The organism is Tissierella sp. MB52-C2 (genome assembly GCF_030931715.1).
Taxonomy (GTDB): Bacteria; Bacillota; Clostridia; order Tissierellales; family Tissierellaceae; genus Tissierella.
This window is the reverse complement of record NZ_CP133261.1, coordinates 360,132-372,663: the sequence shown is the minus strand read 5'-3', so window position 1 is coordinate 372,663 and position 12,532 is coordinate 360,132. Positions and strand designations below refer to the sequence as shown.

Below are 12,532 nucleotides of genomic sequence, written 5' to 3'. Positions count from 1 at the left end.
ATAGAAAATAATACTAATGAGGTTTATCATTCATTAGTATTAAATCTTAAAATATTTATTCTTCTAATCATTAGTTAACTTTCTTATTCTTCTCCTTCCATTGTGTGTATCTAGCATATATTCCTCTGATACATACCATAACAGCTTTTTGTGAATAACCAAAGAACCGATTATCAATCCTCTCAATAATTTCATCTATTCCATCTCTATCGATATTGTGTCCTACTATTAGATATGCTAAGAACTCCTTACATAAATCTGAAATTAATGTTACCATAATATCTTCAATAATTCCTGTTTTTACATTTATCAGGAAGCCAACTCCCACTACTTTGTGTACATAAGTGGCAGAAATATCTTCTGGAAGTTTAGAATAATGAACAAAATATACGGTATCTGCCCCAAATTCTTTTATTTCTCTCATTCTATACATCCTTTCTATATACTCTTCAAAAGGCTACGTATATTAACGCAGCCTTCTTCTTATTATTCTATACCTAATATTTTTCTTGCCTCATCTGGTGTTGCAATTTCTCTACCTAATTCTTTTGCAATTCGCACTATCCTTTCTACTAACATTTGATTAGTAGCCAATATCCCTTTATCATATAATACTGTATCTTCCAATCCTGTCCGTACATGGCCTCCTAATAATATTGCCATGGTCAACATAGGTATCTGACTAGGACCAATTCCTGATACTGTAAATGTAGAACCCTCTGGTAATGACTCAATCATATGCAAAAGATTTCGAGGGGTTCCCTTGACCGACCCTCTTACATTCATTACTAGATTAAATTGTAATGGTGCTTTAAGCACTCCTTCTTTTAATAAGAAAACTGCATTGTCTATCATTCCTAAATCAAAGGCTTCTATTTCAGGCTTAATGTTATTATTATACATCTTCTTAGCCAATTCTCTTATTAATTCAAAGGAGTTTGCATTTACTTGAGAGGGAAAATTAGATGAACCTGTTGATAAACTTGCCATTTCTGCATTTAGGTCTAACATCTGTCCACGCCATTCAGCAGTATTTCCTCCTCCCCTTGCTCCTGTAGATAGTTGAGTAATTATATCACAATTTCTTTCCTTTAACCTATCCAATACTTCTTTATATAAGCTTCTGTCGCAGGTAGGAGCTCCATTTTCATATCTTACATGGATATGTGCCACAGAAGCTGCGGCTTCCCTACATTTAATGATATCATCCACTATTTCCCCTACTGTAATTGGAGTATTAGAGTTCATTTCCTTTGTCGGAACATTTCCAGTTAAGGCAACGGTTATTATGAGTTTTTCTTTTCTATAATTCATGCGATTATCCCCTGTAATACTTCTGATGTCTTTCTAACGGCATTTTCTAATTTTTCATATAACAAATCTACTTCTTCCTTAGTGATATTTATTGGGGGAGCCAATAGTATATGGTCACCTCTTGATCCATCTACAGATCCACCACCTGGATATGGTACTAAACCTTCTTCCAAACAATTATTAGTAATTTTCCCCTTTATATTATCTGATAGATCAAAAGGTTCCTTAGTTTCTTTTTCCTTAACAAATTCAATACCTATCATTAAACCTTTTCCTCTAATTTCTCCTATTATTGGGTAATCATATAGCCCCTCTAGTTTTTCCATTAAATAATCTCCTTGATTGGCACAATTATCAATAAAGTTTTCTCTTTCAATAATCTCCATCACCTTATCTGCAATACCACAAGATAGTGGATTACCTGCATAAGTATGACCATGAATAAAATTACCCGAACCTTTAACCATGATTGTTTCAAATACTTCAGTGGTGCATATAGCCGCTCCTATTGGAGTATATCCACTGCTTAATCCTTTGGCAACTACTAGGATATCTGGCTTAGCATCAAAATGTTCTGATGCCATTTTCCTCCCCGTTCTTCCTGTCCCTGCCATGACTTCATCCATTATAAAAAGTATATCGTATTTATCGCAGATTTCCCGCACCATATCAAAGTAGATTTTCTCAGGATGAACTCCTGGTGCTGCTGAACCTACTACTGGTTCAGAAATAAAAGCAGCAATATTATCTGCTCCATGACGTAAGATTTCTGTTTCTAAACTTCTAGCAGCAAGTATACTGGTTTCTTCTAAAGTCTTTGCTCCCCATGGATTTCTATAATGATAAAATTGATTGATTTTAGGAAAATTAGTTAATAGAGGATCGTAGATTTTTCTTCTTCCAATTGTTCCAGTCATAGATAGAGAACCCAAAGTTGCTCCATGATAAGAATTCCACTTTGATATAACCTTCCATTTATTTGATTTGCCATCCCTTTCAACAAAGTACTGCCTTGCCATTTTCATAGCCGTTTCTGTGGCTTCTGAACCACCAGATACAAAATATACATGTTCTAATCCTTCTGGACACCACTTTACTATTCTTTCGGCACATTTTTCAATAGAATCAACTGTCCATCTAGATAAATGAGTAAAAGCAATTCGTTCAATATGCTCTTTGGCAAATTCAGCAATTTCTTTATTGCCATGACCTATATTAGCAACGGCAGACCCTGAACACCCATCAATATATTTCTTTCCATCTTCACCAATTAAGTATATTCCTTCTCCTTTTTCAATTTTAGGATAAATCCAGTTTTGATTTCTATAAAATACATTATTTTTAGGTGCTTTATTTAAACTCACGAAAATTCCCCCTTTAAGATATTCAATTCATATTTGATATTAACTAATGTCTTTATTTGCTGAAAACATACCTTTTCCGTTAAATGTCTCCATATCTAAATCTCTTTCTAAAGACGAGACTGCAACCCCAACTACTAAATCTCCTAAAGCATTAGTAGAAGTATGAATTTGATCTACAATTCTATAGACTCCCGCTATTAATGCTATCCCATCTAATGGAATCCCTAAACTCGTTAAGAGTGCTATTGATATAATTAGCCCCGTCTGAGGTGCTGCTGCACATCCTATGGATAACATTGTAGCTGTAAATACCAACATTATCTGTTGAGTAAGTGAAACTGGTATACCATATAACTGAGCTGCAAATATTACTACTATTCCAAAATAAATCCCTGTGCCATTCATATTTGCGGTAGCTCCTAAAGGTAAGATAAAACTAGCCGTTTCCTTTGGAATTCCCAACTCATCAGTACCAACCTTCATAGTCACTGGAAGGGCTGCCGCACTGCTACATGTACTGAATGCTATGACCCAAGGTTGAAATGCTTTCTTATAAAAAGTCAATGGATTTACCTTAGCTATGAAATATAGTATTAAAGAATACCAGACTGCTATATTAAATATATTTGCTCCATAATCAACTAGAATAAACTTAAATACAGGTCCAAATATTCCTACACCAAAGGTAGCTACTGCTTTTGCCATAAGTCCAAACACTCCAATCGGAGTAAATTGTATTACAATGTCAACTACTTTATACATCATTTCCGAACATCTATCTACTAAATCAACAATAGGCTTTGCCCTCTCACCCATAATTAATAGTCCAGCTCCAACAAAGATACCGAAAGAAATTATATGTAACATCTCTCCTTGAGCTAAAGATTCAAATATATTTGCTGGAAATAGCCCTAATATAGAATCAAATATTGTAGGAAGTTCTTTCATTTCTACTACGTCAGCTCCTAATTCGGCAATTTTTAACCCTGCGCCTGGTTTAAATATATTGGCCATTAAAAGACCTGTTCCTATGGAAAGAAATCCTGTTACTAAAAAGAATATTATAGTCTTAGTTCCTATACTTCTAAGCTTCTTAATTTCTGTTAAATTTGAAACACCGCTAATTATTGAGAAAAGTACTAAAGGAACTACTACCATTCTAATTAATCTTAAAAATATATCTCCCAAAAGACCTAACCAAGGCAATAAAGTTACTACAAAAGTTTCATCTTTCCCTATAGCCGATAAAATAGCACCTACTATAACGCCTAAAAACAATCCAATAAAAATCTTTTGAAATAATTTCATTTTTTTGAGTTTTGACATTAATACCCCTCCTATCTTTTCAGTTTATATTAAAGATTATTGATTATGGATAAATACTATTCCTCCTTTCTATATTAATAAAAAAACCCAGTATTAATGGCAATATTAAACCATTAATACTGGGTTTTATTTACTTTGCAAACTGGGGTAACCATTTTGCCATAAATAAAGCAGCATTTACCAAATATTTAGAATTATTAAACATTATTATATAGTATTTCAACAAATCTGTAAAGTGTTTTTGAAGATTTGTTGAATTTTGATCAAATAAAAAGTAGGCTCCCTTAAAAGGGATTACCTACTTTTATGCACTCATAAATATTTCTTCAAATTCTTTACCATCTATTGTCTCTTTTTCTAGTAAAGCTTCTGCTATTTTATGAAGTTTATCCATATTTTCTTCTAATAATTTTTCTGCTTGATTATATGCAGTATCTATTAACTCTCTCATTTCCTTATCTATGGCAGCTGCCACATCTTCACTATAATCTCTAGCTCTGCCAAAATCCCTACCTACGAATACTTCCTCATCATCAGTACCATAAGTCATAGGTCCAAGTTTTTTACTCATGCCATAGTGTGTAACCATGGATCTAGCAATTTTAGTTGCTCTTTCAATATCGTTTTGAGCTCCTGTACTTATATCTCCTAGAACTAAGGCCTCTGCCACTCTTCCACCTAGAAGAGTAACTAATCTAGCTTCCATTTGTTTTTTAGTTAGAAAGCTTCTATCTTCCTCTGGGATATAAGCTGTAAATCCACCAGCCATTCCTCTCGGAATAATAGTTACCATGTGAACTGGATCTGTATCTGGAGTAAGTCTAGAAGTAAGAGCATGACCTGCCTCATGGTATGCAGTAAGTCTTCTTTCCTTTTCACTTACAACTTTAGATTTCTTCTCAGGACCTGCTTGAACTTTTATAGACGCTTCTTCTATTAAATACATAGGTATTGTTTTTAAATTATATCTAGCTGAAAGAAGTGCCGCTTCATTTACTAAATTTTCCAAGTCTGCAGGCGTAAATCCTACTGTCCTCTTAGCAACTACCCCTAAATCAACATCTGAATCCAATGGTTTATTCTTGGTATGAACTTTTAATATTTCTTCTCTACCTTTTACATCAGGAACTCCAACATAAACAGTTCTATCAAATCTACCTGGACGAAGTAATGCAGGATCAAGTATATCAGCTCTATTGGTTGCTGCCATAACAATAATACCTTCATTAGTAGCAAATCCATCCATTTCAACTAAAAGTTGATTTAGAGTCTGCTCTCTTTCGTCATGGCCACCACCAAGACCTGCTCCTCTTCTTCTACCTACGGCATCAATCTCATCTATAAATACTATACAAGGTGCATTTTTCTTTGCTTGTTCAAATAAATCTCTAACTCTACTTGCACCAACACCTACAAACATTTCTACGAAATCTGAACCTGATATGCTGAAAAATGGAACCCCTGCTTCTCCTGCTACAGCCTTACTTAAATATGTTTTACCTGTTCCAGGTGGACCAACCATTAAAACACCTGTAGGTATTCTTGCTCCAATTTCAATATATTTTCTAGGAGTTCTTAAAAAATCTACGATTTCCTTTAACTCCTCTTTCTCTTCTTCTAATCCAGCTACATCTGCAAAGGTAATGATTTTCCCATCATCTTGATTATGAAGTCTTGCTCTAGACTTCCCAAAGGACATTACCTTGCCACCACCTCCGCCTTGAGATTGCTGCATAAATACAAACCAAAATACTCCAATAACTAAAACCGTTAATATAGTTGGAATTATACTTATCCAAAAGGGTTGAGTTGGTTCTAAGTCAGAACTTAAAGCAATTTCTTTATTATCAACTTTATCTTTTAAATAATTATCAAAAAACGTATCCTGCATTTGGGTAGGTAAAATAGTCATAAACTGAGTTTTATCTCTTAACTTTCCTGTAGCCTCTCTGCCTACAATCTTAATACTTTCTACGTCATTATTATTTAAGTGTTCTACTAATTCAGTTACATCTATTGTTTTAATTTGTTCTACGTCATTTCCAAGAGTTGTTACTAGAAACATTATAATGATTACTATTAGTAAATACATACTAATACTTTTGAAAAATCTTTTCAATACAAGTCCTCCCTCCTCTTTATAAACAGACAATATCTATATATTATAACACTCTTATATGGCTTTTTCAACCTTCTACTTGCTATACACTTCTTCCTTAAGAGCTGCTACATAAGGTAAGTTTCTGCCTATTTCAGCATAATCTAATCCATAACCTACTACAAATTCATCCGGAATAGCAAAACCTAAATAATCTACCGGAACATTTACCTTTCTTCTCTCAGGTTTATCTAAAAGAGTACAAACTTTAACTGAACTAGCTCCTCTCTTTTTCAAATTGTCAGTTAAATATGCCAAAGTATATCCAGTATCTATAATATCCTCTATAATAAGTATATCCTTATTTTCTACGCTAAAGTCTAAATCTTTTATTATTCTAACTTCACCAGTAGATGTTGATGATCTGCCATAGCTGGATACAGCCATGAAATCTAGACCTATTTGCATATTTATATTTCTAGCTAAATCAGACATAAAAATAACGGCACCTTTTAATATGCCTACTAAAATTAAATCCTTGCCTTTATAATCTTCTGCAATTTGCTTTCCAAGCTCTTTTACTCTTTTTTCAATATCTTCTTCAGTAACTAATATAGTTTTAATTATCTTCTCCATTATAATCCTCCTTGTTATGTATTATACAATTAATTATATGATATTGATAGGATTTTCTTTGAATTCTTTGTTACTTTATATAAATCATTTGTTCTATATCCTACTACCCATATAATATTTTCTTCGTCTACTATTAATGGAATCCTATCTCTTAATTCCTTCGGTATCTTTTCATCAATAAAATAATCTTTAAGCTTCTTTGTTCCCCTCATGCCAAATGGATGTAGTCTATCGCCTTCACGTCTATTTCTTACTCCTAAACTTCCCTTTACAATATCAAAATCAAAATATCTAGTATTTTTTGATTTATTTAGTATGAAATTTTCTCCTACCGGAAATACCTCTACTTTGAAAGAATATTTTATATCCTCTAGATTAGTATTTCCAAGATTTAATTTATAAAAGTATTTACTTGCTTCTTTCTTGTGATCTTTCTCGATGATTAAGTCATTATATCTAGTCTTAGCTATTATACCATTTGATAAATGGATTTCTTTTCCTGTATTTAAGGATGAAAAAAGACTTAAGGTTAAGTTAATCTGAACTTCAGTAATTCCTTGTAAAGAGTCATTTATCTCTTCTATGGCTACTCTTATAATTCGCTGTTGAATAGATTTATCTTCTTGTAAAAACTTTCCACCATCTAAGATTATACTATGTCTATCTTTATTTTTCACTATAATATTAAATCTTTCTTTAGAATACTCCTCTAGAAACTTACTATCAACTGAAGATATCTTGGACATTCTCCAGAGAGTATTGACTATATTGGGATTGAAATTTTCCTCTATGTAAGGTATTAACTCTAACCTTACTTTATTTCTACTATATATAGGTTCCAAGTTTGTCTTATCCAATACAGTTTCAATATTATTCTTTTCTATGTAGCTTTCAATTTCTTTTCTATCTATACCCAGGATAGGTCGAATTATATCTTTAGTTTTAAATTCCATACCTTTTAATCCATCTATACCAGTACCTCTTAAAAATCTCATAATTAAAGTCTCAGCCTGATCATTCATATTATGAGCAACTGCTATTTTCCCCTTACCTACTTTCAATAGAATTTCTCTAAAAAATCCATATCTTAACTCTCTACCTGCTTCCTCTGAGGATATACCATTCTCCTTTCCATATTGAATCATATCTACATCTTTTGTGTAGTATGATAAATTCAATTCTTTTGCTATTCTTTCCACAAATAATTGATCAGATTTTGCATCTTTACCTCTTACACCATGATTTACATGAGCTATATGTATACTAAAGGGAATTGAAGACTTAACTTCTAATAAGCTATATAATAAAGCCATGGAGTCTGGTCCTCCTGAAATGCCTACTACTATATTATCATTTTCTTCTATCAAATTATACTCTTTAATTGTGGCCAATACCTTTTCTTTCATTTAATCACCTTAAATTTTATTATATATGAACTATATCTTTATTATAACCTAATTGTCAACTGATTTTAAGTTTAAGGCAAAAATTTGGGCTAGCTTTGCTAGCCCAATAATTTAGTTATTCATGGTTTTACACATTCTTCCAGACCTTTGTTACTAAAACCGTCATATCATCAGTATTAGTAGCTGCCACTTCTTGAACTCTATTTAATATTTCATTGGCTATGACTTGAGGATTTATACTATCTATATTAATTATTATATTTTTCATCCAATCTTCTGCATTATATATATCTCTATTAACATCTAAGACTCCATCCGACATCATAATAATAATATCTCCGTCTTCTATATATTCTTCATAAAGATTAAAATCTATATCCTTCAGTATCCCTACAGGTAAAGTTCCATCGCTAATCATATCTACTCTATCTTTCTTCTTTATAAAAGTTGCTGGGGCTCCTGTTTTAATCATCTGTAGTTTTCCTGCATATAAGTCTATAAAGGCTAGATCTAAGGTAGCAAACATTTCTTCATTAGACTTTACTCGAAGCACTGAATTAATAGTCTTTAAAATCATATCCTTACCTGCATTAGCTTCCATTAATCTTTCTAGTAGAGAAATAGCTACCTTGCTTTCTTCATTAGCCTTCCTTCCAATTCCCATTCCATCACTTAATGCTGAGAAGTGGGTATTTTCTATTTCTCCAAAGGTAAAGCTATCTCCTGATATTTTATTTTCTGAGTTAGGCATGGTTGCCACCTTGGTCATGGCACTAAATCTATTAGTTCTCAGAAGTTTAAATCTTTGGGTCTTATTAGATATACTATTAAAGTTAGTATCACTGACAACTTCCTGCCCCAGGCTTTGAGTTATCATCGCTTTTAACTTTCCTTCAGTCTTTACTGCGGTATTTAGGTCTATGAATATTTCAAAATCTTCTTCTCCTATTTGAACTACAGAGACATCTTTTATATCCAATCTATTATTTTTTAAGTCTTTATAAAGATTTTGTTCTATTTCTTCATTAAACTTTGGATCAACATATATATCTTCAGTCATATTTTCTATTACTTTTCCTACTTCCTCTAATTGTTCTGCCAATAAAAGTCTATTTTCTCTTAATTTTAATTTCCAGTTATGATCTATATTAAGCTTTTCTACGGCTCTATCTATTAAATCTAAAGTCTTTTCACTTCTAATACAAAACTTTTTAGCTTCTTCATAAGCAAATTCACTATCTGTAGTTTTCATTTCTACTATGCCAACTAAATTAAAGAAGTTCTGATATGTAGTATAGTAATTTTTTTCCCAACATTCCTGATACTTTGCACAACTTGTACATATGCTATTAGCTATACTATCTACCATACTATATACTTCACCCGTAGAATGAAAATCCCTTTCGTTTGCTGATTCCTTAAATGTCTCACTTAAATTATTAAAAACCTCTGTCATTCTATTTAGTTTTTTAATAATAATATCATCTCTTTTTTGGTTATAATCCTTTTTCATATCTAAATCAAATACAAAGCTTTCAGTAAATCTTTCATTTATCTTATTTGCACTTATTAAGAATAATATTACTCCAATTATAATTTCTTTAACTCCTAGAAAGCTAGTTCCTAAGCCATTGACATAAAAAGAAGTAATTCCATTTCCAATTATAAAGCCTAAAGCTGAGCCCGATTTTCCTATATCTTTAAATATACCTGCTAAAAGTCCTGATATACCAAGTATTCCTATGATGAAAGGCATCTCGGGTTGAGATATATATCCTACCATTCCTAAGATTATTCCAGAGGTTCCTCCGATAAATGCTCCATAGCTATAGGACACATATAATATAAGCATTATACTAATTACATTTTTAATTCCAAAGCCTAATATCAATATATCTTTAACCCCAGCTAAGGCTAATGCTAATGTAATAAAGGAACAAATGGCTTTTTCATTATTAAAGTTTGCACCACCTATTTTTTCAATAGGTAAACTAAAGGAAAATATATAAATCATTGTAAAAACAATTACACCTTCGAATAATACCATAAATAAATCATAAATAAATAATTGTTTACTTAGAAAGACACCTGCTACTCTACAACTTGTAAATATAATAGAAGATACTAAGGATGCTTTTATTAAGGAATAAGTTTTTTCTTCTTTAAATAAAGAGAAAAACCCATAAATTAATAAATAAGATAATACATAGCTTATCCCCTTGGTTCCTTGAAAAGTTAGGGTCCCTATAATTATAGATAGCAACATAGGCACATTTAAACTTTTCATTATAATGTAAGCAGTTAGAAATGCAAATCCAAATGGAGTAAGTTTATTTAGTAAATTTGCCCTTGCTAAGAAAAAACCAATAATTACAGTTATTATTGTTCTTCTATCCATTTTAAGATTTACTTCGTACCAATGACCTTGATTCTTTAGAGAATCCGTTCTCATCATAAAAATCACTCCTGTTATTTGTATTTAGATACATATTAACAAAAGCTGCCATAATAATTTGTCAAATCTAAGTACTTAAACTAGAGAAAATTAAGACATAAATCATTTGTATTTCCTATAACCTTAATCTTTCCTAAGGAGATCTTAATATAATTTACTTTAAGCTGAAAATCCAGTATTCCAAATGGTTAGAGCTTCATGTGACTAATTCCATATTTAATGTAGAGATTTGTAGTTTTTTTAGAGTTTTTAGAGTAAAGGAAAAAATAAAAAAACCGGATAAACCGGTTTTATACATCCATATTACTCATTTTTTTTGGCTTTGAACTTCTTCTACCATCTCTAGTTTTTAATTGATCTTGTTTTTCATTACTATCTTTTAAAAATTTGCTAATTTTGTCTTCAAAAGACATATGTTTCATCTTGTCATCAGGCTTATTCCATTCAACTTCTATTGGCTTTGTAGTTTTAGGCTTTGCCTGCCTTATGGAAAGGCTTATCTTACCTTCATTTGAAATTGATAGAACTTTTACTCTTACTTTTTGATCCTTTTTTAGATGATCAGTTACCTTTTCTACATAATCATGTGATATTTCAGAAATATGAACAAGTCCACTTTTACCCTCCGGTAGCTGAATAAAGGCACCAAAATTTGTTATTCCTGTAACAGTACCATCAACTACTGCTCCCACAGATACTGGCATAAATTAATGATTCCTCCTTAAAAATAGTTTTCTTAATTTAGTATATATTAGAACTCTTTTAATGTCAATTAGTTCTCTTTTTTATGGGATTTAAAAATGGGTTTTTCTTTCTATTCTGATCTATATATATGATTTCCCTCGGCTTTACCATACCCAAATCATCCCTTGCAACTTTTTCTACAAACTGTAAGGAGTCACTATCCTCTATTTCTTTGTTCAGGATATCTATTTCCTTCTCTAGGGTTTGTACTTCTTTTTGAACTTCAATTTGTTTAGCTTCTAAATTCTTCATTAAGTCTCTTTGATTCCAAAATATAAGTCCTACATATATAAATAGAGAATAAACTATAAGATTTATTAAACTTATTTTCTTTTTCTTTTTCTTCTTTTGCATAATTTCACCACCTAATATATACTATTCTACACAAGTTAAAAAACTCCTCTATTTTTTTGAAGAAATTATTTTTTTATATTTCTTTGTTTGCTGAATGATTTCTGATGGAACTTTTCTTATCTTTTTAAAGATTGGTGATGATTTCTTCTTTAAAAATTTAAGAGGGGATAAAGTCAATGAAAGAATACCATTAATAAAAGTACTCAAAATCTCACCTAACTTAATACACAGACTATAAATATATTTGCTAAATAATTTATAATATATGATTATTCCTATAAAAAATCCAAATAAAATATATCCCCTTATTTCCCCTAAGTTAGTCTTTATAATTGTATAAAAAAATATGTAAGCTATAGCTGTCCAAAATAATAAATCCCCTAAATAAGTAATAATCTTATTTGGCTTAAAAAAATATCTCACGGTTCTATATAAATCGTAAGTAAACCCTACTATTAAGCCACCATAAATAACTGTAAGAAAAATATGTATTTCTAATATTAATGAAGTATCCATGTTTTTCTCCTTATGGTTATTTAAATAGCTTGCCCATTATATTTTTTGTCGTTGCATCCTTATCAGTATAATTTATTCCACTGATTCTTCCATCTATTTTTACACCACCATCATCTAGATTAAGCTTAGATATATTTAATCCCTCTCCCTTTATTATCATCCCACCTTTTACTGTTGTCAATACTATTGTATTGTCATTAAAACTCTCCACCTGTTCTACGCCTGTTACTGTCATTCTCTCCCTATCTTCGATCATTATATTTTGATTTTTAAATTTTATTTTATTTTCAGTCATTGTATTCCTCCTATTCTTATATAG

At 31.3% G+C, this 12,532-nt stretch carries 12 protein-coding genes; all 12 read right to left on the bottom strand.

Annotated features, from left to right (window positions below; all coding sequences use genetic code 11):
- Positions 1 to 70: 70 nt before the first annotated feature.
- Positions 71 to 424: a DUF3870 domain-containing protein gene (locus RBU61_RS01790; RefSeq protein WP_308877787.1), complete on the bottom strand. Its 354-nt coding sequence runs from the start codon at positions 422 to 424 to the stop codon at positions 71 to 73.
- Between the two features lie 62 nt (positions 425 to 486).
- Positions 487 to 1,314, bottom strand: a complete 828-nt coding sequence (locus RBU61_RS01785; RefSeq protein ID WP_308877784.1) for a 3-keto-5-aminohexanoate cleavage protein — start codon at positions 1,312 to 1,314, stop codon at positions 487 to 489.
- Entirely contained in the window at positions 1,311 to 2,678 is a 1,368-nt protein-coding gene (locus tag RBU61_RS01780; RefSeq protein WP_308877783.1) for an aspartate aminotransferase family protein, read from the bottom strand. Before RBU61_RS01780 ends, RBU61_RS01785 begins: the two co-directional genes overlap by 4 nt.
- Before the next feature lie 39 nt (positions 2,679 to 2,717).
- Complete coding sequence (locus tag RBU61_RS01775) at positions 2,718 to 4,004, bottom strand: dicarboxylate/amino acid:cation symporter (RefSeq protein ID WP_308877781.1); 1,287 nt, start codon at positions 4,002 to 4,004, stop codon at positions 2,718 to 2,720.
- A gap of 304 nt (positions 4,005 to 4,308) precedes the next feature.
- Positions 4,309 to 6,123, bottom strand: coding sequence for an ATP-dependent zinc metalloprotease FtsH (gene ftsH / locus RBU61_RS01770; protein ID WP_308877780.1), 1,815 nt, complete (start codon positions 6,121 to 6,123; stop codon positions 4,309 to 4,311).
- 75 nt (positions 6,124 to 6,198) lie between these two features.
- Positions 6,199 to 6,738, bottom strand: coding sequence for a hypoxanthine phosphoribosyltransferase (hpt, locus tag RBU61_RS01765; RefSeq protein WP_308877779.1), 540 nt, complete (start codon positions 6,736 to 6,738; stop codon positions 6,199 to 6,201).
- Between the two features lie 29 nt (positions 6,739 to 6,767).
- Positions 6,768 to 8,144: a tRNA lysidine(34) synthetase TilS gene (tilS, locus tag RBU61_RS01760; protein WP_308877778.1), complete on the bottom strand. Its 1,377-nt coding sequence runs from the start codon at positions 8,142 to 8,144 to the stop codon at positions 6,768 to 6,770.
- A 127-nt stretch (positions 8,145 to 8,271) separates the two neighbouring features.
- On the bottom strand, positions 8,272 to 10,599 hold the full coding sequence (gene spoIIE, locus RBU61_RS01755) for a stage II sporulation protein E (protein WP_308877777.1): 2,328 nt from the start codon (positions 10,597 to 10,599) through the stop codon (positions 8,272 to 8,274).
- Between the two features lie 290 nt (positions 10,600 to 10,889).
- On the bottom strand, positions 10,890 to 11,303 hold the full coding sequence (locus RBU61_RS01750; RefSeq protein ID WP_308877776.1) for a S1 RNA-binding domain-containing protein: 414 nt from the start codon (positions 11,301 to 11,303) through the stop codon (positions 10,890 to 10,892).
- 64 nt (positions 11,304 to 11,367) lie between these two features.
- Positions 11,368 to 11,697 carry a septum formation initiator family protein gene (locus RBU61_RS01745; RefSeq protein ID WP_308877774.1) on the bottom strand — a complete coding sequence of 110 codons (330 nt, stop codon included), beginning with the start codon at positions 11,695 to 11,697 and terminating at the stop codon, positions 11,368 to 11,370.
- A gap of 48 nt (positions 11,698 to 11,745) precedes the next feature.
- Positions 11,746 to 12,213 carry a spore cortex biosynthesis protein YabQ gene (gene yabQ / locus RBU61_RS01740; RefSeq protein WP_308877772.1) on the bottom strand — a complete coding sequence of 156 codons (468 nt, stop codon included), beginning with the start codon at positions 12,211 to 12,213 and terminating at the stop codon, positions 11,746 to 11,748.
- A gap of 16 nt (positions 12,214 to 12,229) precedes the next feature.
- The gene (gene yabP, locus RBU61_RS01735) at positions 12,230 to 12,508 is read right to left on the bottom strand and encodes a sporulation protein YabP (RefSeq protein ID WP_308877771.1); all 279 of its coding nucleotides are present in this window, start codon (positions 12,506 to 12,508) and stop codon (positions 12,230 to 12,232) included.
- Between the last annotated feature and the right edge of the window lie 24 nt (positions 12,509 to 12,532).

Bases quoted from the DNA above. Each gene is read 5' to 3' on its own strand.
- spoIIE (WP_308877777.1), bottom strand. From the start codon at position 10,599: ATGATGAGAACGGATTCTCTAAAGAATCAAGGTCATTGGTACGAAGTA.
- RBU61_RS01775 (WP_308877781.1), bottom strand. From the start codon at position 4,004: ATGTCAAAACTCAAAAAAATGAAATTATTTCAAAAGATTTTTATTGGA.
- hpt (WP_308877779.1), bottom strand. From the start codon at position 6,738: ATGGAGAAGATAATTAAAACTATATTAGTTACTGAAGAAGATATTGAA.
- RBU61_RS01745 (WP_308877774.1), bottom strand. From the start codon at position 11,697: ATGCAAAAGAAGAAAAAGAAAAAGAAAATAAGTTTAATAAATCTTATA.
- RBU61_RS01750 (WP_308877776.1), bottom strand. From the start codon at position 11,303: ATGCCAGTATCTGTGGGAGCAGTAGTTGATGGTACTGTTACAGGAATA.
- yabQ (WP_308877772.1), bottom strand. From the start codon at position 12,213: ATGGATACTTCATTAATATTAGAAATACATATTTTTCTTACAGTTATT.
- RBU61_RS01785 (WP_308877784.1), bottom strand. From the start codon at position 1,314: ATGAATTATAGAAAAGAAAAACTCATAATAACCGTTGCCTTAACTGGA.
- RBU61_RS01790 (WP_308877787.1), bottom strand. From the start codon at position 424: ATGAGAGAAATAAAAGAATTTGGGGCAGATACCGTATATTTTGTTCAT.
- yabP (WP_308877771.1), bottom strand. From the start codon at position 12,508: ATGACTGAAAATAAAATAAAATTTAAAAATCAAAATATAATGATCGAA.
- tilS (WP_308877778.1), bottom strand. From the start codon at position 8,144: ATGAAAGAAAAGGTATTGGCCACAATTAAAGAGTATAATTTGATAGAA.